The following is a 22,202-nucleotide window of genomic DNA, read 5'->3' as shown; positions in this document are numbered from 1 at the left end:
GGTCACTAGATGAGTAAATTTGATATTTTTAATAAAATAAAAATAGATTTAGATAAATACGAAGAGATAGAAGATAATAATAATGATGAATTAAAAAAACAAATGCAAGATAGATTGAAATTTTCAAAGCGAAGTCTCGAAAAGAAGAGAAAAGATAAAATGAAAAAAGGAATTATAATAAGTGCAGCCTCATTAGCAATTATTATAATCGGAATAGGAATAAAAAATCCAGCAGTAGCAGATGGATTTAAGAAAAGGCTACCTGAGTTTGAAAATATGTTGGACAAACTGAGATATGGGGTAGGGGATAATGAGATAGAATATGATCCAGCATTATATACAGAGTTAGAAAATGAGAAAAAAGAATTAAAAAAATATCAATTAGTTGCGACAAAGGTAGATGTATTTCAAAAAGATGATGGAATGGAAATGACAATAGATAAGGCAATGTACAACAAAAAATATCTTTATCTAGACATGACGTTAAAGTGTGACAAGCCATTTAAAGAAACTCCTTATAAGACATCAATTACAGATTCACCTTATAATGATGGAGAAAAATATATAGACTTAGAGCTTTTGGATATATATATAAATAAAGTTAAGCAAGAAAATTACGGATATTCACAAGCCAGAATCCAATTGATAAATGAAAATACGGCAAAAGTACAATTTTTAATTGATTTAGATATAAAGAATGATATAGAAAAGGCGGATTTTAAATTAGATATGAGTATAAAAGGAGAATATTGTTTGGCACAATTATTTAAAGAAGTAAAGGCAAAATACTCATTTGAATTTAAAATAGATGCAATCGACAATAACGAAAAAACTATATCTATAAATAAAGAAGATGGAGGGTACAAATTCGAAAGTATAACAGTGACAGATACATATATACAAGTAAAAACAAAACTTCCAACTAAATCAACTTTGGGAAATCCACACAACAACTTTATAATAGTTACTGACGACAAAGGGCGAGAATTAGAAATGGAAACAAGCGAAGAAGGTGAAGAAAGTACACAGATTCACCAGCTTATAAAAGTAGGTGAAATACCTAAATATGTAGATATATCAGTGTATAAAGATACTGATGGGAATAAGGAAAATGCATTGGCAAGTGTAAGAGTTAATATAAAGTAGAATATGATAAAATATAAATTAATTAATAAAAAGTAAAATATAAGGAGCAAGTATGATTAGAGATTTAAAACAAAAAGATATAGATAAAGTTATGAAAATCTGGCTTGAAAGCACAATAAAAGCGCACGACTTTATTCCAAAAAAATACTGGCAAGACAATTTCAATGCAGTAAAAGATATATACATACCACAGTCGAAAACTTATGTTTATGAAGAAGGAGAAGAAATAAAAGGTTTTATAAGTATATTAAATGACGACTTTATAGGAGCATTATTTGTATCACCAAATGAGCAAGGAAAGGGGATTGGCTCAAAATTAATAGAGTATGCAAATGCTAAATTTAATAATTTAAAATTAGCTGTATATAAACAAAATCAAAAATCGGTTGATTTTTATATTAAAAAGGGATTTGAAATTTTATCGGAAGAGATTAACGAAGATTCAGGTTTTGAAGAATATATTATGGTTTATAAATAGCAAAATCTTAAAAAGAGTATATCTCCAGCCAAAGTTGCTAGGGATATACTCTTTTAATCTATATATTCAGTTTTAATATAAAGATATTTTATTCAACTTCTTTAAGTAAATCTTCAGCAGAAATTCCATACAATTTTGCCAATGCCAATAAATTTGAAGTACTTGGGTCAGAGGCACCATTTTCCCATTTCGAAACAGCTTGTCTGCTTACACCGATTGATTCTGATACGAATTCTTGTGTCATTTTACATCTTATTCTATTTTCTTTTAATACCTCACCCAAAGATTTTCTGATTATCGCTTTTTCGTGTCTAACATCTGTTGATTTTAAGTATTTTAAAAGACAGCGAACAATAAGTATAAGTAATCCTAAAAAAATTGCCAAAATAATAATGTATAATACTACACTAATTATAAATTGTACTCCTAATGCCATTTGTAAATATCTCCTTTCCTTTTTCTAATATAAATATATCAAAAATATCTAGTTACTTCTACCAACTACTGCGCAACTATCAGTTGCATTAGGGTAAAATACTCTATTTTAGGAAATTTTTGTTTCATAAAACAAAAAACTATGACACAATATAATTAATAAGTAATTTAAAAGAATATTAATATGAAAAAGGTAGTTTAAAAGTAAAAAAAATTTAATTTACAAGTAAAAGCTAGGAGGGGTATTATGATTAATTTGAGCAAGGGACAAACTATTGATTTAACAAAAAAAGAAGTTGGACTAAAACATCTAGATGTAGGTTTAGGATGGATAACTAGAATGGATTTAGATACAATTGCATATTTATTAGATTCAAACGACAAACATATCGAAACCGTATACTTTGGAATAAAAGAAAGCAAAAATAAATCAGTTAGACTAAGTGGAGATGATTTAGTCGGTGGTGGAGCAGGGGACAACGAGGTTATATACATAGATTTGGACAAGTTAGATTCAAGGGTGCAAAAAATCGCTCTATATGCAAATATATTTAAATTCTTCGGACTTGGTAAAAAGACTTTCTCAGACGTAAAAGACGCATACATAAGAGTTGTAAACAGAGATACAGGAAAAGAGATATGCAAATATGTACTTGCTGAAAATGGGGCTGGATGTGATGCTTTCCATTTTGCCGATTTAGTCAAAAACGGCTCAGAGTGGAAGTTTGTTGCAGTTGGAAATGGATGCAATGGTTCTGTTGATAAATTGAGAAAGAAATATTTATAAAATATTGTTATGATGATTTTTATATATTGAAAGTTTTTTAGAATAAATTACTCTTTATAATGTATACATAAATAATTTTTAAATCTGCATTATTTTGGAAATAAAATTCTGCTATAATGAAAGTATAAATAGTTATAGAAAGGGGTAATAGCTATGAAAAAAAATTTAATTATCACAATAAGTAGAGAATATGGTAGCGGCGGAGGAGAAATCGGTAGAAGGTTATCTAAAGCATTAGGAATACCTTGCTATGATAAAGAATTACTTACAATAGCAGCGAAGGAAAGTGGTTATTGCCAAGAATTTTTTGAAAAATACGATGAAAAACCTATCAAAACATTGAGTTATTTTTCATACGACCAAACAATGTCATCATTACCAATAGGTCATCAACTATTCTTAAAACAATTTAACATAATCCAAGATTTAGCTGAAAAAGAGTCTTGCATATTTGTAGGTAGAGCAGCAAACTATGCATTAAGAGATAAATTCGACTCAATAGATGTTTTTATACATGCTGATTTTGAAACAAGAAGAGAAAGAGCAATTGAAGAACATGGTATTGAAGAAAAGAAAAGTGCAAAAACAGTCAAAAAGATAGATAAAGAGAGAACTTCTTTTTATAATTTCTATACAAGCATGAAGTGGGGAGATGCTAGGGACTTTGATCTTTGCATAAATACCAGCAAGATAGATATTGATGAAGCTGTTGAAATAATTTTGGCGACAGTTAAAAAACATTATGATAAATAGGAATAATATTTATAGAAATTTATAATTAAACTATAGGAATAATATTTTTCATAAAAACAACCACATTTTAGATTTTGGTATACTGAATTCTAAAATGTGGTTATTTTAGTTTTTGAATAATTTATAATTTCTAATATATTATTTTAAGCGACACAAGAAGTAGTTGTGACAACTTTTATATATTAATCTATATAATTTCAAAACACAGTGAAAAAAACTAAACCATTATATTTCTTTTCAAAAAAGAGGGAAAAACTTTTGACTTTTTTATTTATGAAAAACTTGGTATTATTTAAACATAGAAGTTGAGGTGATAAGATGAAGAAGAGAACAAGAGAAATATTAATAGAGAATCTTGTGAATATATCACGCTCTCAAAAATAGCTGACACATTATTTGTCAGCAGAGCAACAATAATAAATGATTTAGGTGGAGTAAAAGAATATTTAAAAAGTGGAAATTTAACTGTTATATCACATGCTAACAAAGGGCTTAGGCTAGAAGGGTTAGAAAGTGATAAGAGATTTTTCTTATTAAACATAATAACAGAAGATAAAAATAATATTAATTTATTCACTAGATTAAATAAAGACAAAGTATGTTGAAAGAAAAATTACTGATGTTGAAATTACATATATAACAATTCATATATGTGCAGCTATGGAAAGAAAGAAAAATCAAGAAATAGCATTCCACGTAGTAGTTGTATGTAGTGGAGGGATAGGAACATCTCAATTATTATTAGCAAAATTAAAATCTCATTACAACTTCCAAATAGTTGATATAATCTCATCACATGATGAAAAAATATTTTGGAAAGTCATGCAGACTTGATAATATCAACAGTACCACTAAACAATGTTAATGTCATAGCTTGGAATAAGCATAAATAATAAAGATGAAATAATAAAAAGTGCATTAAAACTACATCAAAGTGGAATAGAAGTTGTTGTTGTTTCGCTTGGAGACGATGGAGCATTATTAGTATCGAAAGAAGGAATATATTAAAATACGCAATATCAGTATCAGCAGCTAATGCACTAACTAATTCAACAGGAAGTTTTAAACAAGAAGATGCAGAAAGTATTTACAAAGATATTGAAATAACAAAAATAAATATTGAAAACTAAATAAAAAGGTAAATAAATCCAAAATGTAAAATCCTGTTTTATCAATTTTAAAAAGGGTATATAACAAATGTCGACAAATAGATATAGAAAGCTTTCTAAAAATTGATTTACAGGAGAAATAAAATGGAAGATAGAGTAGTATGTTCATGTTTAGATGTTACTTATAACACAATAAAAGAAGCAATAGAAAATGGTGCTAAAACTTTAGACGATATAAAAGATGAAACTGAAGCAGGTACTATATGTGGTATGTGTGAAGATGAAATACAAGAAATAATAGATGAATTAGTAAAATAATTTTTTATAAAAAGACTATGGAGATGAGTTATTCATCGTCTATAGTCTTTATTTGATTTTAATCTCATATTTTAAAGACATTTTGCAAATAATCAATATATGGGATAAAATATAGATATGTTAAAAAAATGTTTATCTACACAATAACTGGGTATATAAATAAGAAACACAATATTACGATAAATAATATAATAAGAGCGGCGATGAAGATATATTGACATAAATTATTGAAAAACTAGGAGGTAAATTAATGAGCAATGTATTTGAAGTAAAAAAGGATATCTATTATACAGGAGTTTTGGATAAAGAACTAGAGGTATTCGATATAATAATGGAGACTGAGTTTGGAACAACTTACAATTCATATCTTATAAAAGATGAAAAAACAGTTTTAATAGATACTGTAAAATCAACTTTTAAAGATCTATTCTTTGAAAAAATAGAACAAGTAACACCAATCGAAGATATAGACTACATAGTAGTTCACCATACTGAGCCTGACCATGCGAGTAGTTTATCATATATATTAGACAGAAATCCAGATGCAGTAGTTTATTGTACTACAGCAGCTAAAAACTACTTAACTAGCCAATTAAACAGAGACTTTAAATTTAAAACAATAAAAGATGGAGAAGTTTTAAATATAGGTAAAAGAAACTTAAGATTTATAACTGCGCCAATGCTTCACTGGGCAGATACTATGTTCACTTATGTAGAAGAAGACAAAGTATTATTCACTTGTGATGCTTTTGGATGTCACTATGGTGATTTTGATGCAGAATGTGTTGCAAATAACGAAGACTATATAAAAGCATCAAAAGTTTACTATGACTGTATAGTTAAACCATTTGCACAATACGTATTAGACGGTGTAGACAAAGTTGTAGGCTTAGGTATTGATTTTGACACTATCTTAACTTCACATGGTCCAATATTATCAAAAGAACCTATGGAACAAGTAAAAAGATATGTACAGTGGTCACAAGAAGCTGTAGACGCTACTAATAAAGACAAAGTTAGTATATTCTACTTATCAGCTTATGGAAATACTAAAAAAATGGCGGAAAAAATTGCGGAAGGTGTTAAATCTGAAGGAGTAGAAGTAGGTCTTTACGATTTAGAACAATTAACTCACGAAGAAATGCACGACAAATTCTTAGAATCAAAAGTAGTTGTATTAGGTTCACCAACAATAAACAGAACAATGGTTAAACCTATGTGGGACTTATTCTCTAATGTAGACCCAATGGCTAACAGAGGAACATTAGCAGGTGTATTTGGTTCTTATGGATGGAGTGGTGAAGGTATCACAATGGCAGAAAATACATTAAAATCAATGAACTTCAAAATGCCAGTTGAAACAGTTAAGAAAAAATTCTTCCCAGATGAAGCAACTTTAGAAGCTTGTGTAGAAGCTGGTAAAGAATATGCTAAATTAATAAAATAAGACACCAATATTAATAAAATATTTAACATAAATAATACCAATATAAAAAATAGCATGTAATATATACATGCTATTTTTTTAATTCTAAGGAAATTATATATTATTTGTTTTGTGGATAATGTATAATTTCCAACCTATTAATTAAAGCAACGGAATCTACGATTCGTTGGCGATATGAACGTAGTGAATTTATTATTTAAAAATTTTCACTATACCTTCATCATTTAGATATTTGAGAAGTGAAATTGTAATCGGAAGACCCAACATTCCTATAAAACCTAGAAAATGAAGCCCAATAAACATACTTATAAGTGTGACAACTGGGTGTAGTCCGACTTGTTGCCCTACTAGCTTTGGCTCTATAATATTTCTTATTATTGTCACGATTATATAAATAACAGCGACACCAATTCCTACCGTAAAATTTCCATATAGCAATGCAATTATCGCCCAGGGAATCATTATTCCACCAGTACCCAATACAGGTAAAATATCAAATATAGCTATACAAAGTGCTATAAGTATAGAGTTTGGAATTCTTAAAATTGTAAGTCCAATTGCAAGTTCTGTAAAAGTGATAGTAAGTATAAGTAAATAAGATAAAAAACATTTAAATAGGGTAGTAGTGATATATTTTTTACTTTCCTTTATAGATTCAGACGCATTTTCAGGTATTTGTCTTTTTATGAAGTTTATTATCTTTTCAAAATCGATAGTTATAAAGAATGTAACTATTATTGTGATTATAGTTTTTAGGAAGATGCTAGGTATAGCTGTTGCAAATCCTGATACATATCTTACGACCATAGTAGAAAACTTGCTTACAAAATTACCTAAAGTACTTATCAAACTAGAAGAACTTTCTTCTAATGCTGAAATTATATTTGGATCTAATGAAAGAAACAAATTTTCGAAATGTTGGAATGTATCTTTTATATATGGTTCAAAATAAGTTGAGAAAAATTGTGGCATTGTTGTAAATAGACCTTGAATTAATATTAAAATTTTTGTACCTATTAAGATTATTATAAAAGATGCAACTGCATAAAATGCAAGGACAAATAATATAGATATAAGTGCCCTATTAAGGTGAAATGTCTTGCAACAGAATTTAATTAATGGATTTAAAATTGCAGCTATTATAAATGCAATTAAAAATGGCGTAAGTATAGGGCCTAAAAGCTTGATTATAAGTATGATTCCGCCTATAATAACGCCGAAGTAACAGAATTTTATAAGAAATTCTTTTTGTTTTTGTAGCTTCAAATCTGGTTTACTTTCCATCTTATAACCCCCAATCTATAAATGAAGATAGCATCCAGACATAGATATTTTTATATTTGTATTTTAAAATTTAGACTATCTAAATACTTATGATATTTTAATATGAATTATTATTAATTATATATGATTTGAATACTAGATTAGATTAAATATTTTTAACATAAAATTTATTTATAATTAAAAAAGATGAAGCAAAACAAAGTTTTACTCCATCTCATATAAAAAATTAGTATAATAATTTATTAATCTTAGGTTAAAATTATATAACTGCTTCTTCGTCGTCATCTCCCCAACATTCAACTTTTCCAAGACCTTTTATATTGGCAGGATTAAATGTTGGATTTTTGATTCCAGCTTTTCTTTGCATAGTATAATCATCTAAAGCTCTGAAAGCAAATTTACCAAGAAGAGTTATTGCGACTAAGTTTACTATTGCCATAAGTGCCATCATTACATCAGCTAAGTCCCAAACGATTTGGACTTTTGTAAGAGAACCGAATAAAACCATAGCGATAACAATTACTCTAAACCCAGTCATTAATGGTTTATTTTCTCCGAATATAAACTCTATATTAGATTCTCCATAATAGTAGTTTCCAACTATTGAACTGAAAGCAAATAAGAATATGCATATAGCTATAAATGTATATCCGAAAGATCCTATATGATAACTTAAAGCTTCTTGTGCAAGTTCTATACTAGTTGCACCACTAGTTACGTTAAATTGAGTGTATAGAAGCACCATAAATGCAGTACAAGTACAGATTATTATTGTATCTGTGAATACACCAAGTGTTTGGATTAAACCTTGTTTTACAGGGTGTGAAGTATCAGCAGTTGCAGCAGCATTAGGTGCACTACCCATACCAGCTTCATTAGAGAATAGACCTCTTTTTATACCAACTAATATTGTTCCTGTAAAAGTACCAACTGTAAAATCTTTAAAATTAAGTGCTTCTGAGAATATAGCTTCAAATATTTGTGGCATTAAATTTATGTTTTTGAAAACTATAAATAATGCAACTAATATATATGCAACAGCGAATATTGGAACTATAACCTCAGTTATTTTTGCTATTCTTTGAACACCACCGAATATAACAGCAGTAGTTAATGCACATAATATTATTCCCATAAGTAATTTATTTGTTCTGAAAGCTGCGTTAAATGCAACTGTCATTGTATTTGATTGAACAGCATTAAATACAAATGCGAAAGCTATAGTTATTAATATTGAGAATAGTATTGCCATCTTTTTATTTTTTAAGCCTTGTTCTATATAATAAGCTGGACCACCTCTAAAAGCATCTCCATCTTTAACTTTATATATTTGAGCTAAAGTACTTTCTATAAAACTTGATGCAGCACCTATAAGTGCAACAACCCACATCCAAAATATTGCTCCAGGACCTCCACCTACTATTGCGATTGAGATACCTGCTATATTACCAGTACCAACTCTAGATGCAGTACTTATACAAAATGCCTGGAATGAAGAAATTTTTCCTTCTTTTTTAGCATCTTTGTCTATACCATCACCTAAAAGTCTGAACATTTCTTTAAAATACCTGAATTGAACAAATTTAGTTCTTATAGTGAAATATATTCCTAGAACTATTAGAGCAGCTACAAGAATATAAGTCCATAAAAATGTATTTGTTACATCTATGATATTACTTAAAGTCTCCATAAATTCCTCCTCAAAATAAAATATAGTAATTATAAATTCGTAATTTACCCAAAATAATAAAATATATACATTATATTTCGAAAATTAAAAATAAATTGATTGTAGTATTTTTTTATTAATTTGAATTTATAAAATGATATTAAAAAGTATTATAATGGTAATTAAGAGAAAAAGCAAGATGAAAATTGAAAAATTCTATATTAAGAAAATTGGGTAAATTCTGAAAATAGATGGGGCGTTTAAAATAATAAGTAAATTTATCTAGAAAATAACTGATACAATACAGAAATTACCTTGGAGTATGTATACAAAATACAATTTTTATTATAAAAAGTGCCTGTTTTTGTAATAGAAATTATATTATTTTAAGGAATAAAATGGATATAAAATATTTAATATATGCAAAAAATAAAATATAACTTGTAAATTTGAAATAATTATAAAAATAAAAAAACATTTTAAAGTAAAGAATAATTTTAACTAAAAAAATAAAGGTAAATAATTAATATACTTAAAAAGAATACAGTTTATGGAATAAATTTGGAGAAAAACTAAAAAATTAAAAAAAAAATTCGATAATGATAATTAATATCATTTACAAAACAAAAAAACTCTGTTATAATAAAACCAGGCTAAGGAAATGACGATAGTTTAAATATTTTTAAATAGAGAAATCGAGTTAAGTGTGGTAGCTATCGAGATCTATTAATATTTAAAGTTATTGATTAGTATAATAAATCTTTATAAAAGATAATACTATTTCTAGATTAAGTATGTATTTTGCGCGTTACATATAAATCTACTTTGCGTTATAACCAGTATGCCTAATGATTATACGATTCTTCAAAAAAGCTGATGCAATTTATTTTGCATCAGCTTTTTTAGTTTTTAGTAAAACTAAAGCAAAAGACAAAGTTGCCCGCGTATGAACGCAGTAAATTTTAAGCAACGGACGAAGTCGTTGGCGTATGAACGTAGTGAATTTTAACTTTCTCTAACAAAAATACATTAAAAATACATATTGTTTAATAATGAAAATCATTTACAACCATAAAAATAAGTGCTATAATGATATTGGCTTTAAAAATTATCGCGGCAAAATATAATTTTTAAGGAGAACAACAAAAATGGCAAAAATGATGGGACCAAGATTTAAACAATGCAGACGTTTAGGATTAAATGTATGCGGACATCCAAAAGCAATGGATAGAGCTGGAAGAGGAACTTCTAGAGCAGACAAAAAACTTTCACCATACGGACTTCAATTATTAGAAAAACAAAGATTGAGAGCTTACTATGGAGTATTAGAAAAACAATTTAGAAACTATGTTAAAAAAGCTGAAAAGTCTAAAGAATCAACAGGTACAGCTTTAATACAAATGTTAGAATGTAGATTAGACAACGTAGTTTATAGATTAGGATTTGCTAATTCTATAAGACAAGCACGTCAAATGGTAGTTCACGGACATATACTAGTGAACGGTAAAAAAGTAGATATACCTTCTTTCGCAGTACAAGTAGGTGATGAAGTTACTTTAAGAGAAAAATCTAGAACTAATGTAATGTTTAAAGAAAACTTTGAAAATGGTGCTTTAAATCAATATCCTTACTTAGCTAAAGATATGGACAAATTCTCAGGTGTATTAACAAGGTTACCAGAGAGACAAGAAGTGCCAATCGAAATTGACGAAATACTAATCGTTGAGTTCTACTCAAAATAATATCTAAGATATAATTTGGGCAAACTACGTTCAATTTCGTCCCAATTACTTCACTCAAGAACTACAAAATCGCAAAAATCCAATTTCGGGTTTTTGCGATTTTATTTTTTTAAAAATTATATAATTTTACTCAATTAATAATATTCAATAGTCACGATTTTACCCAACTTCACTAAAATCTTTTCTAGCTCTCCAATTACATGAAGTCTTAGTTCCAAATCTCTTTGAAACGATATTTCAGCATTGGCAATATTTAAAGATCTTCCAACTAATAATTTTATATGTGAGGCACTGTATAAAAGTTTTGCCATTTGTGAAGCGCCATCTTTAGCTTTAAATATATTGCTATCTAGTGATTTAGATAGTGATTTTAATCTATCTATAGTTTTTGAAAGAGTTAGAACTCCTTCAGTAACTAAGTTTATTCCGTGGATATACGCAATTGGAGGGACTTCTTTATCGTATATTTCTGTGCTTGATTTAACTTCTACGCCTAGCTCTCGTGCGACTATTTGTGAAGTTGTCCCACCAGATACAATTCTAATATCAGCATTAGTCATAAGTTCATGTACAACTTTGGCGTCGTCTTCTTTGTGAGACGGTGGTCCAGTAAATAATTTAACTTTTTTCGGTTTAACAGCCTTTAATACGCATACTGTTGTATCATCTCCCGGCTCAAATAAATACATCTGGTCACAAACACCTAATAAGTTGTTTTTTATATCAAGAGCTGACATAGATTCTCTTACATTAATTTTGAGATGTTTGGCGATATCTTCCCATTTCCAATTTAAATTAAGTAATTGACCAGCACTTGCATAAAGCACCCCGTCGCTTACAAATACTAATACGTCGTTTTCTTTTAAATCTATACTGGCCTCACGAACAGATTTACCACAAATATCTTTGTGAGTGTAGTGTATTTTTTCAATTTGCCCCCTTCTCAAGAAAAACGTCTCAGGACCGTCAAACTCAGCAATATAGGCCTTGTTGTGGTCTGTTATTTTTACGATAGTAAAAGTAGAGTAGGCGATGTTTTTTTGTGCATCAACAGGCAAGGTCTGGATAATTGTTTCTACAGTTTCTTCTATAGAAAGGCCATTTTTTATCATTGTAAGAGCTATTGTAGAAGTAAGAGTAGACAATATATTGGCTTTTACACCACTGCTTAGCCCATCTGACAAAACAGCAACACTCATATCGTTATCGACATAAAATTCAACATTATCGCCACAAAGTTCTTCTCCATATTTAATAAGACTTCCTGATGCAAAATCAATAAAATATCTCATTATTCTTTTCCTTCCTCATCTAAAATGAAATTTTTAAGTTTGGTTAAAGTGACTTTTGTCTCAGCAGTTGTTTCACCTAGTAAACTGGCAATCTCCTGAGCAACAGTCATTTGTTTTGCAATTACTTGTTGAGCCATTTCTACAGTTTCCATTTTTAAATTTTGAAGTTTTTTCTCTGCTCTTTCATCTTTGGTAATATCTACAGCCAGCCACAAAAACATCTGGTTTTGTTCTAACCAATATATTGTTTGAAGTAGGGTAGAGTCGTCGTATTCTTCAAAAGTGATTTTTTCATTTCTGACATTTTTTCTAAATGTTCTAACATGTTCAAATTCATCATCATCTAAATACATTCCAATTGGCATGCCGTTAGCCTCGTCTTTTTTTATCTTAAAAAACGACTCTGCGGCAGGATTTAATTCGATAATCATCAGGTCTTTGTCGATAAGCCCAATTAAATTAGGCGAGGATTCACAAATTATATTAGATAAGCTCTCGGCTTTATTTCTCATATAAGGAAGACACATTGACGGTTCTGCAAGTCCGTTAAATACTGCTATTGCTTTCTCGCGACATGTCCTATAACCACAACTACCACAGTTTAACTCATCGGAGCGGATAGTTTTGCCCATTGTCTTTAAAATCTCCCTAATTTCGTATTCTGTAGGTTGTTCTAGATGGAAGGGTTTAGGTGCATATTCCTTATAAAGCAAAACATCGAGTGCAATATCTTGGTATGGATTGTCTACTGCATTTGCTTGGAATAAATCTATATATTTCTGTTTATTATTTATTAAATCTCGCTTAACTTCAAAAAAGCATCTATCATCTTTGTCCAAATCAGAACCATAAAGACAACCATGATTGCATGCATTCATTTCAAAAAATGTATTTTCAAATTTATTATTTCTTATAGAGTTTAAAACACTTTTGCAATCTTCAATACCATCAACACAGAAAACTGTCTTTTTCGGATTTTTCTTTTCTAAAAAATCAGCAGTTTCTCCTGGTATTGGGAATAATATTTTATCATTACATACATAGTCAAATGGCTCAATTGGAAAGTCCTCTAAATTTATTTTTTCAGATTGAATCCATTTTTGTAGCTCATAAAAAGTCAAAACTTCATCAACACAGATTTCTTTGGCTGCATCGGTTTTCTTTGCAACACAGGGACCGATAAATACGACCTTGCTTTCTGTACCGTATTTATGTTTAAGAAATCGCCCATGGCTTATAAACGGAGGCACGACTGGAATAATTGAGTCAGTTAATTCGGGATAGTGCTTTTGAATAAGGTGATCGATTGTAGGACACATAGAAGTAATGTAGTTTTTGTTGTCGTCCTTGTCTGCATAATTATTGTATATATCAAAAATAGGTTTTGTTGTAATTCCTGAGTCTTCCACATGATTAAAACCGAGATGTCTAAGAACTGATGGTATTTTTAAACTTTGGTTGCCAAATGCTGATGCAAAACTAGGAGCGACTGATGCAATTACATTTTCACCACTTTTTATAAACTCCTTTACTGAACTTATACTCATTTTTTCCACTCGATAATGTTGAGGACAGGCTTTTGAGCATCTCCCACAAAAAATACATCTATCTGCAAGGATATCGGCTTGGCCATCTTTTATAACTATTGCATCAGCAGGACATACTCTGACACAAGCATAGCACTCACGACATCCTTTTCTAGCAAATTTAGAATTGGACATTTAAAATTCCCCCTTATAAAAAAAATAGCCCTTAACTCAAGTAGAGCAGTATATCTTTTACAGAAAATATGTTTATCTAAACTGTAAAAGTAAAAATTTTCTTATTAGAATTATACTATATTTTCCATTTGTTTACTATTGTACATAAGTTACAAACGAAGGTGTAAATATCATAAGTTATAAAGTTGGGTCATGATATTTGGTTATATGTGGTAAAAGTTACAATAATGTAACTGTAAAATAAATGAATAAAAGATTATTATTTAAGTATAAAAATGATATCAAAATAATATCAAAATTATACTTAATAATATTTGTAAGAAGTAATTAGGAGGGAAAACTATGGGTGAGAAAAATTTATTGAAACAAGATAGTTCAATTGAAGAAAAGGAATTAAACCCTATAAGTGGGTGGATAGCTCTTTTTATAGGAATATTATTTATCTTATCACCAGTGTTTGGGTTCATAAACTTAGTTAATACTGAAAATGATATATTTTTAATAGTTACAATAATTTTATTTATTGTAGCGATATTTATATTTTGTGGTTTAAAAATAGTAAATCCAAATGAATCTATAGTATTTGTCTTATTTGGTAAATACTACGGGACAATTAAAAAGCCAGGTTTCTTCTTTGTAAATCCATTTGTAAGTGCGATAAATCCAACTTATGAATCACAAGTTACTAAGTTGAGTAAAGTTGGTGAGAAGGATTCAGAACAAGAAACTACAACATCAAATACAAAGAAAATATCTTTAAAAGCTATGACTCTTAACAACCAAAAACAAAAGGTAAATGATGAATTAGGAAATCCTATAATAATAGGAACAATAGTTATTTGGAGAGTTATAAATCCTACAAAAGCTGTATTTAACGTAGAAAACTACAAGACATTTTTATCAATACAATGTGACTCTACAATAAGAAATGTAGCGAGACTTTATCCATATGACTCAGAAGATACAGAAGACTACAGTGAAAAGTCTCTTCGTGGAAGTAGTCAAGAGATAGCTGATAAATTAAAAGAAGAACTTCAAAAGCGTGTAGAAATTGCAGGTATAGAAGTAGAAGAAGTTCGTATAACTCACTTATCTTATGCACCAGAAATTGCCGCAGCAATGTTACAACGTCAACAAGCAGAGGCAATAATAGCAGCTCGTAAAAAAATAGTAGAAGGTGCTGTTGGAATGGTTGAGATGGCGCTTAATTCTCTAAGTGAAAAAGAAGTTGTTGAGTTGGACGACGAAAGAAAGGCTGCTATGGTGAGCAATTTACTTGTAGTATTATGTGGAAGTAAAGATGCACAGCCAATAGTAAATAGTGGTTCAATTTATTAGATAGTTATGGCTGATAAAAGGGACAAAAGCAAAAAACAAATTTTGCTTAGAATTTCGCCAACTCTGTGGAATGAGCTTGCTCAGTGGTCAGAAGATGAATTTAGATCTATAAATGGACAGATAGAATACCTGCTTACTGAATGTGTAAAAGCGCGCAAAAAGGGAAGTAAAAAATCAGATAAAGATGAATAAAGCTGAGTTATATTTTGTTAATGAGAATATATAATCAAAAGTGTAGAAATTATTTTTAGGGGGAATAAAAATGATAGTAGTCACAACAGAACAAATACAAGGAAAAGAAATAAAACAAGTTATTGGGGTTATGTCTGGTGGAACTGTTCAATCAAAAAATATCGGTAAAGATATAGGTGCAGGACTAAAAGGATTAGTCGGTGGCGAAATGAAATCATACACTCAAATGATGGAAGAGGCTAGAAATGTAGCACTACAAAGATTGATAGATAAAGCAAGTGATGCTGGAGCAAATGCAATTGTAGGAATGAGATTTATGACTTCATCAATAATTCAGGGGGCTAGTGAAGTTATAGCTTATGGAACAGCAGTAGTAGTTGAATAATATTTATTAAAATAAAAAATAAAGGAGTATGGTGTTAGAATGCCAAACTCCTTTTTATTTATAATTTTTATGATGAAAATGAATTAATGATCTTTGATTTTTTGTTATAAGTTTATTTCACTATTATCGTATTAACTTATAGACTAATTAATTTACTTATTTATTTATTTATTACTCATCTTCATTCTCAATATCCTCATTTATCAAGTTCTTTAAACGGCTTAAGATGACTTTTGTCTCTGCTGTTGTTTCACCAAGTAGTCTTCCTATCTCCTGACAAACACGCATCTGTTTATTTATGACAGTTTGAGCGAGGTTTATAGTATCTTCTTTTATTTGATCATTTCGGATTTTCTTTTCGATTTTTTGTGTAATATCATATGCCATCCAAAGAAATATTTCTTCATCATAAAGCCAAAATATATCTTGGGATAGAGTTTTATTCATATCTTCAATAGGAACTATATTATTATAGATATTTTTATGATTATGTATACAATCATAAAAGGCATCATCGTCAACATACATAAAAATAGGGCAATCTATATAGTCATCATTTTTTATATCAAAAAACTCTTTGGCTTTGCTGTTAAATTCTAAAATATTCATCTCTTTATCTATAAGACCTATTAAAAAAGGTGATGATTCAAATATAGAGTTTGCTATATTTTCAGCTTTTTGTCTCATATAAGGCGAGCACATATTCACTTCAGAAATATCGTTGTAAATTGCAACAGCGTGCTCTCGGCAAGTTTTATATCCACAGCCACCACAGTTTAACTCATCTGTTATAATTGTTTTACCCATAGATTTTAAAATAGAAGTTAATTCATCTTTAGAAGGCTCTTTTAGATATACCTTTTTAGGTGAAAAGATTTTTTCTAAAGGTGTTTTATATAGATAATCTTTATATGGATATTTATCATCAAAGTCTCTGTATTTTATTTTGCATTTTTGTCTATAATTTCTTAAATTAATTTCTCTTTCTTGATAAGTTGTGTTGTGATTATCAAGTCCAGAGCCATTTAGACAGCTATGGATACAAGCACTCATCTCAAAGATTGTATTAGTAAAACGACCTTCCTCCAAAGCGTGGAGTATATCTATACAATCGCTTATACCTTCTACAGTTATAACTTTTTTTACTGGATTTTTATCATTTATAATGCGTGTTGTCTGTCCAACTAGCGGAAATAACAATCTATCTTTGCAAATAACATCGAATTCACTTTCTTCAAGTTCGTCCAAATTTATATTTTCGTTTTTTAGCCATTTTTCTAGCTCGGCAAAAGTCAACACAGCATCTACACTTATATCAGTAGAGCCTTCATCTTTTTTAGCAAGACAAGGTCCTATAAATACAACTTTTGTGTCGGTATGGTATTTACTTTTCATAAGTCTAGTATGACATAAAAAAGGAGATACGATAGGGATTAGGTTTTTTGTAAATTGGGGAAAGTGCTTTTCGATTAAGTTATTTATAGTCGGACAAAAACTAGTAAAATAATTTTGACCATCATCTAAATCTGCATACTTATTATATTCTTCTAATACAGGATTAGTTGCAATTACAGTTTCTTCAACATATGTAAATCCAAGCTTTTTTAATGCAGTAGGGATTTTGTGACTGTTTTCGCCGAATATAGATACAAAGCTAGGTGCTATAGAAACAGCGATTTTATTTTTATTCTTTAAGAATAACTTGATTTTTGATACTTCAGATTTTAATATTGATTTCTTTTGAGAACAAGCCTTAGAACACTCATTGCATACAATGCATCTTTCTTTTAAAATCTGTGCTTGCTCATTTTTAAATTTAATTGCATTGACAGGACACACACGAGCACAAGCATAACAGCTCTTGCATTTTGTTTTTCTAAAATTAACATACCACATAAGTTTTCCTCCAAGGATATAAAATTTTCCCAACCTCAGAGCATTATAGTTTTTAAATAACCCAAAATAAAGACAGCCTCTAAATAGATAATATATTTCAATTATACTATAAATTAAAAATTTAACAATTTCGAAAATGTTATTACCGTATAAAAAAATTCACTTCGTTCATATCGCCAACGAATCAAAGATTCCGTTGCTTAAAATTAAAAAAGCCAGCATATTTGCTGACTTTAGTTAATTAAGCTTTTTTTACTACTGAAGATTTAAGTTTCATAGCTCCGAAACCATCTATTTTACATTCTATATCATGTCCGTCAGCAGCATCTGGAACTAATCTTATGTTTTTAACTTTAGTTCCTATTTTTATTGAAGAAGAAGCTCCTTTAACTTTTAAGTCTTTAACAACTGTTACAGAGTCTCCGTCGTTTAAAACGTTTCCGTTAACATCTTTTATTACGTTTTCTTCTTCTTGAGCACTTGGATTCCACTCGTGAGCACATTCTGGGCAAACTAAAAGTGATCCATCTTCATAAGTGTATTCAGAATTGCATTTTGGGCAATTTGGTAAATTTTCCATTATAAGGTCCTCCTAAAATTTGAGTATTCGAAATTATATAATACCATAGCATAGGTTTTACTTCAAATAATAATTTATGCTATATAGTAAATTATATTTATTTTATGAAATACAAATATTATATTTAATAGTATTTTAAATAATATTTTATAAAACTTAAATATAATCTTGTATAACTTTCCAATCTTCAACTAATTTTTCAAGTGAAAATCTAGCATTTGCAGGGCTAGTAGAAGGAAGCTTAATAGCTTTTAAGTTTGTATTTTTTTCACAATACTTTTTATAAAGCTCAAATGACTTTCCACCATTACAAAATATCTGTTTTATATCGCAAGTATCTATAATTTTGTTTAAATCATTGGCGACTACATTTTTTATACTGCTATCACTAGAACCTTCAATATCACAACTCGCAATAACATCCCAAAGAGCAATATTATTATCTAATAAAAAATCTTTCTTTTCATCTATAGTAATAGGTATATCTTTATCTAATACTGATGATAAAACCTTCCAAAATCTATTTTGTGGGTGATGATAGAAAAATTGACTTTCTCTAGATTTTACTGATGGGAAAGAGCCTAAAATCAATATTTTAGAATTTTGGTTGTAAATTGGAGGAATTTCATGTTTTACGTTTTCCATATTAAAAATCCTTTCTAAAATAATAAATCTTAATTTAATAATACAAGCTATTGATAAAGTGTCAAGATGGGTGATTTTTAGGATTTGGTAAATATAACTAAATGACAAAAAACGATAAACTTTGACAAAACTTAGTTAAATAATGTAAAATAGAAAAATGGGTATATTTTCAAAGATAGATAAAATATATGAAATGATATATCCATAAAAAGATATTAGGAGAGAAGAGTATGAGTATAAACAAAAATTACATTGTAGCAACTGCTATGATGGCATCAGTAGCTTTACCATTGATGAATGTATCACATGTAGATGCTGCTACTGATATGAGAACTGTTACGGCTTCATCACTAAATTTTAGATCAGGGCCATCGACTAGTCATAGCATAATTGGCTCATTACAAAAAGGACAACAAGTAGAGTACATAAGCGAATCAGGAAGTTGGGCAAAAGTAAAATATAATGGAGTTACAGGATATGTACATGGAGATTATTTAACAAAAAGTACATCGACTGGTATATCAACAAGCCAAGGTACTACTCAATATGTAAATTCAACATCAGGGCTTAACGTTAGAAGTGGAGCTGGAACAACTTATTCTAAATTAGGTACACTTGAATACAAAGAAAAAGTAACAGTGTTATCTACATCTAATGGATGGGCAAAAATAAACTACAATGGTCAAACTGGATATGTAAGTAGTTCATACTTACAAACTACAGTACCAGGTGGTACAACTAGTGAAAATAATAATAGTAGTACAACAACTACTGTTAAATATGTAAATGCAACATCAGGACTTAATGTTAGAAGTGGAGCTGGAACAAGCTATTCTAAAATAGGTTCATTAGATTATAAAGAAAAAGTAACAGTATTATCTACATCTAATGGATGGGCAAAAATAAACTACAAAGGACAAGCTGGATATGTAAGTAGTTCATATTTACAAAGTACAGTTCCAAGTGGTTCAACTAGCAACAGTGGAAGCAACAACTCTGTATCAGCAAGTGCTAGTTCTGTAATAGCATATGCAAAAACTTTATTAGGTAAACCATATGTATGGGGTGCTCAAGGGCCAAACAGTTTCGACTGTTCAGGATTTACATACTATGTATTTAAAAATAAAGCTGGTATAATACTTCCAAGAACATCAAGTGCACAAAGTAAATATGGAACATATGTAAGTAGAAACAACTTAAGAGCTGGAGATTTAGTATTCTTTGATACTAATGGAGCAAATAATGGACAAGTTTCACATGTTGGATTATACATAGGAAATGGACAAATGATACATGCATCTTACAGCCAAAAGAAAATAGTTATTGATAACTTCAATAGTAGCTATTTCAAAAGAACTTTTGTAAACGGAAGAAGAGTTTTATAAGACGAAATTTCGTTATAAAAACATAATTGATAAAAATAATTGATTAACTTATAAATTTAATTTAGTGAATTAGCGGTATAACAAAACTTTGTTATACCGCTTTTAATATATTTAAATTAAAATATGTAAAAGGATGTTTTCAAACGATAAAAACTATGGAGTTAATCTATAGTTTGGATATAAAAGAACAAAATAATGAAATGAAGTAAAAAAATGTAAAAATACAATTGACAAATATTATATACACATACTATAATGAATACATAGAAAATTAAGTTACAAAATTTATGTTTGAACAACTTAAGTATTGTCATTAAACTAGTGGTGAGTTTATGACAGTTAACTATTCTGTAAATTTTTTCTAACTTAATTCATATTCTACTTTCCCCAAAGTTAGAATTTTTAAAACAATAACGACCCCGTCTTATACTACGGAAGTATAAGACAGATTTTATAGCGACCATGCCCAAATGGTTGCTATTTTTTTGTAAAAAACATGGCAAGAAAACTCACCATGTTTTATTCGTATGTTTTGTGGATAAATGGAATTTGGAATTTTATTAGACATTCGCCTTCATTTACAAAATAAAGTGAAGTATCTAGATATTTTATGAATCCAGGATAGATAGGATTTAGATTTTTAAAGTTTATCCAGTCGATAAGGTTTTCAAAATATTCATCAAAAGTATCTTTAGATAATTTTGTTATAGTTTCTATATAACTCGATTCGGGAATAATCAATATATCGTGTAAATCTTTATTTAACTCAAATTCTTCAGGTGTAATTTCTGTATAATAATCTTGGTCGTTTGAAATTTTGCCTAGCTCAAAAAAGTCAAACAGCCCCAAAGAATCAAATTCCTTTCCATAAAATGCAAATACAAATTTATCTATAACTTCTAAGAAATTATGAGAAGTATCTAATAAGTTTTTCTTTGAAATACAGCATTGATTTTCTTTGACTGAATTTTTTATTTTTTTGAAATATCTCGTTTTATATGTTTTTACTAAGGGAACATTGATCATCAAGTTACTAGAATTTACTTCTTGTAAAGTATCTTTAAAAACTTTTTCTATCTTTTTTATTGAGGCTATTTTTTCTAATAGTACTTTGTGGTGATGTTTAAGAATTGTCTGTTGAACCTCAATATCTGAATGTAGTAGTGATTTAATATCGTTTATAGATAAGTCTAAATCACGCAAAGTTTTAATATGATTAATTATTGAGATATCTGCAATAGTATAATACCTATAGCGATTATTTGGATTTTTTTTAGATTGTATCAAACCTATTTTATCGTAATATCTCAATGTATCGATAGATAGACCTGTAATTTGTGAAGTCTCACTTATATTAAAAGTTAAATCTTTCATTTGAATGTCTCCTACTAATTATTTAAAAATATTTGTAAAATCAGGTTGACTATGGAGTAACTCCATAGTTTACTATATAAGTATAGAAAAAATAGAAAAATTAGTCAAATTGTAATTGGTTATATTATAATAGTTTTATTTATTTTGTTATTGTTTTAAAATTTCATTTTGGGGAAAGTGAATATGTTTTGTGCGGGGAAGGTTGTATCTTTATGATACAGCCTTC

At 28.9% G+C, this 22,202-nt stretch carries 21 protein-coding genes; 12 read left to right on the top strand and 9 right to left on the bottom strand.

Features of this window, described 5'->3' with window-relative positions:
• Nucleotides 1-9: 9 nt before the first annotated feature.
• Together ABCM86_RS04780 and ABCM86_RS04775 are read left to right on the top strand one after the other, a co-directional pair.
• A complete protein-coding gene (locus ABCM86_RS04780) occupies nt 10-1,146 on the top strand; it encodes a DUF4179 domain-containing protein (protein WP_343003597.1) in 1,137 nt (378 codons plus the stop codon).
• Between the two features lie 52 nt (nt 1,147-1,198).
• Nucleotides 1,199-1,624: an N-acetyltransferase gene (locus ABCM86_RS04775; RefSeq protein ID WP_343003596.1), complete on the top strand. Its 426-nt coding sequence runs from the start codon at nt 1,199-1,201 to the stop codon at nt 1,622-1,624.
• A gap of 88 nt (nt 1,625-1,712) precedes the next feature.
• Here ABCM86_RS04775 and ABCM86_RS04770 read toward each other — a convergent pair whose 3' ends face one another.
• Nucleotides 1,713-2,060: a helix-turn-helix transcriptional regulator gene (locus ABCM86_RS04770; protein ID WP_007287468.1), complete on the bottom strand. Its 348-nt coding sequence runs from the start codon at nt 2,058-2,060 to the stop codon at nt 1,713-1,715.
• Nucleotides 2,061-2,306: 246 nt separating this feature from the next.
• Here ABCM86_RS04770 and ABCM86_RS04765 point away from each other — a divergent pair, with 246 nt between their 5' ends.
• From ABCM86_RS04765 to ABCM86_RS04745, 5 genes are all read left to right on the top strand, one after another.
• Nucleotides 2,307-2,846: a TerD family protein gene (locus ABCM86_RS04765; RefSeq protein ID WP_007287469.1), complete on the top strand. Its 540-nt coding sequence runs from the start codon at nt 2,307-2,309 to the stop codon at nt 2,844-2,846.
• A gap of 153 nt (nt 2,847-2,999) precedes the next feature.
• Nucleotides 3,000-3,599, top strand: coding sequence for a cytidylate kinase-like family protein (locus ABCM86_RS04760; protein WP_195928931.1), 600 nt, complete (start codon nt 3,000-3,002; stop codon nt 3,597-3,599).
• Between the two features lie 660 nt (nt 3,600-4,259).
• Nucleotides 4,260-4,433, top strand: coding sequence for a hypothetical protein (locus ABCM86_RS04755; protein WP_195928934.1), 174 nt, complete (start codon nt 4,260-4,262; stop codon nt 4,431-4,433).
• A gap of 419 nt (nt 4,434-4,852) precedes the next feature.
• Complete coding sequence (locus ABCM86_RS04750; RefSeq protein ID WP_195928936.1) at nt 4,853-5,026, top strand: (2Fe-2S)-binding protein; 174 nt, start codon at nt 4,853-4,855, stop codon at nt 5,024-5,026.
• Between the two features lie 250 nt (nt 5,027-5,276).
• The gene (locus ABCM86_RS04745; protein WP_343003595.1) at nt 5,277-6,473 is read left to right on the top strand and encodes an FprA family A-type flavoprotein; all 1,197 of its coding nucleotides are present in this window, start codon (nt 5,277-5,279) and stop codon (nt 6,471-6,473) included.
• A gap of 192 nt (nt 6,474-6,665) precedes the next feature.
• Here the strand turns inward: ABCM86_RS04745 and ytvI are convergent, their stop codons facing one another.
• Entirely contained in the window at nt 6,666-7,757 is a 1,092-nt protein-coding gene (gene ytvI / locus ABCM86_RS04740) for a sporulation integral membrane protein YtvI (RefSeq protein ID WP_295779032.1), read from the bottom strand.
• Between the two features lie 259 nt (nt 7,758-8,016).
• The gene (locus ABCM86_RS04735) at nt 8,017-9,447 is read right to left on the bottom strand and encodes an alanine/glycine:cation symporter family protein (protein WP_343003594.1); all 1,431 of its coding nucleotides are present in this window, start codon (nt 9,445-9,447) and stop codon (nt 8,017-8,019) included.
• 1,127 nt (nt 9,448-10,574) lie between these two features.
• On the opposite strand from ABCM86_RS04735, the gene rpsD reads away from it, so the two are divergent.
• Complete coding sequence (gene rpsD, locus ABCM86_RS04730; protein WP_195930178.1) at nt 10,575-11,168, top strand: 30S ribosomal protein S4; 594 nt, start codon at nt 10,575-10,577, stop codon at nt 11,166-11,168.
• A 134-nt stretch (nt 11,169-11,302) separates the two neighbouring features.
• Here rpsD and ABCM86_RS04725 read toward each other — a convergent pair whose 3' ends face one another.
• On the bottom strand, nt 11,303-12,460 hold the full coding sequence (locus tag ABCM86_RS04725; protein ID WP_343003593.1) for a SpoIIE family protein phosphatase: 1,158 nt from the start codon (nt 12,458-12,460) through the stop codon (nt 11,303-11,305).
• Complete coding sequence (locus ABCM86_RS04720; RefSeq protein WP_343003591.1) at nt 12,460-14,181, bottom strand: [Fe-Fe] hydrogenase large subunit C-terminal domain-containing protein; 1,722 nt, start codon at nt 14,179-14,181, stop codon at nt 12,460-12,462. Before ABCM86_RS04720 ends, ABCM86_RS04725 begins: the two co-directional genes overlap by 1 nt.
• 342 nt (nt 14,182-14,523) lie before the next feature.
• Here ABCM86_RS04720 and ABCM86_RS04715 point away from each other — a divergent pair, with 342 nt between their 5' ends.
• The 3 genes from ABCM86_RS04715 (at nt 14,524) to ABCM86_RS04705 (ending at nt 16,096) form a co-directional block, all read left to right on the top strand.
• Nucleotides 14,524-15,519, top strand: coding sequence for an SPFH domain-containing protein (locus ABCM86_RS04715; RefSeq protein ID WP_295761606.1), 996 nt, complete (start codon nt 14,524-14,526; stop codon nt 15,517-15,519).
• Between the two features lie 6 nt (nt 15,520-15,525).
• The gene (locus ABCM86_RS04710) at nt 15,526-15,711 is read left to right on the top strand and encodes an Arc family DNA-binding protein (protein ID WP_295675020.1); all 186 of its coding nucleotides are present in this window, start codon (nt 15,526-15,528) and stop codon (nt 15,709-15,711) included.
• A gap of 70 nt (nt 15,712-15,781) precedes the next feature.
• The gene (locus tag ABCM86_RS04705) at nt 15,782-16,096 is read left to right on the top strand and encodes a heavy metal-binding domain-containing protein (RefSeq protein ID WP_195930173.1); all 315 of its coding nucleotides are present in this window, start codon (nt 15,782-15,784) and stop codon (nt 16,094-16,096) included.
• 171 nt (nt 16,097-16,267) lie between these two features.
• Here ABCM86_RS04705 and ABCM86_RS04700 read toward each other — a convergent pair whose 3' ends face one another.
• The 3 genes from ABCM86_RS04700 to ABCM86_RS04690 all read right to left on the bottom strand — a co-directional run bounded on the left by ABCM86_RS04700 (nt 16,268) and on the right by ABCM86_RS04690 (nt 19,217).
• Nucleotides 16,268-17,992: a [Fe-Fe] hydrogenase large subunit C-terminal domain-containing protein gene (locus ABCM86_RS04700; protein WP_195930172.1), complete on the bottom strand. Its 1,725-nt coding sequence runs from the start codon at nt 17,990-17,992 to the stop codon at nt 16,268-16,270.
• Nucleotides 17,993-18,233: 241 nt separating this feature from the next.
• Nucleotides 18,234-18,572: a zinc ribbon domain-containing protein YjdM gene (locus ABCM86_RS04695; protein ID WP_195930171.1), complete on the bottom strand. Its 339-nt coding sequence runs from the start codon at nt 18,570-18,572 to the stop codon at nt 18,234-18,236.
• A gap of 156 nt (nt 18,573-18,728) precedes the next feature.
• Entirely contained in the window at nt 18,729-19,217 is a 489-nt protein-coding gene (locus tag ABCM86_RS04690; protein WP_343003588.1) for a DNA-deoxyinosine glycosylase, read from the bottom strand.
• 230 nt (nt 19,218-19,447) lie between these two features.
• Here ABCM86_RS04690 and ABCM86_RS04685 point away from each other — a divergent pair, with 230 nt between their 5' ends.
• Nucleotides 19,448-20,602: a C40 family peptidase gene (locus ABCM86_RS04685; RefSeq protein ID WP_195930169.1), complete on the top strand. Its 1,155-nt coding sequence runs from the start codon at nt 19,448-19,450 to the stop codon at nt 20,600-20,602.
• Between the two features lie 519 nt (nt 20,603-21,121).
• Here the strand turns inward: ABCM86_RS04685 and ABCM86_RS04680 are convergent.
• A complete protein-coding gene (locus ABCM86_RS04680; RefSeq protein WP_295734283.1) occupies nt 21,122-21,976 on the bottom strand; it encodes a MerR family transcriptional regulator in 855 nt (284 codons plus the stop codon).
• Nucleotides 21,977-22,202: the final 226 nt, after the last annotated feature.

The organism is Clostridium sp. 2218st1_F5_2218SCRN_220325, from assembly GCF_039062665.1.
GTDB lineage: Bacteria > Bacillota > Clostridia > Peptostreptococcales > Peptostreptococcaceae > Intestinibacter.
The sequence above is the reverse complement of the archived record's forward strand: the minus strand, read 5'-3'. Positions and strand labels throughout refer to the sequence as shown.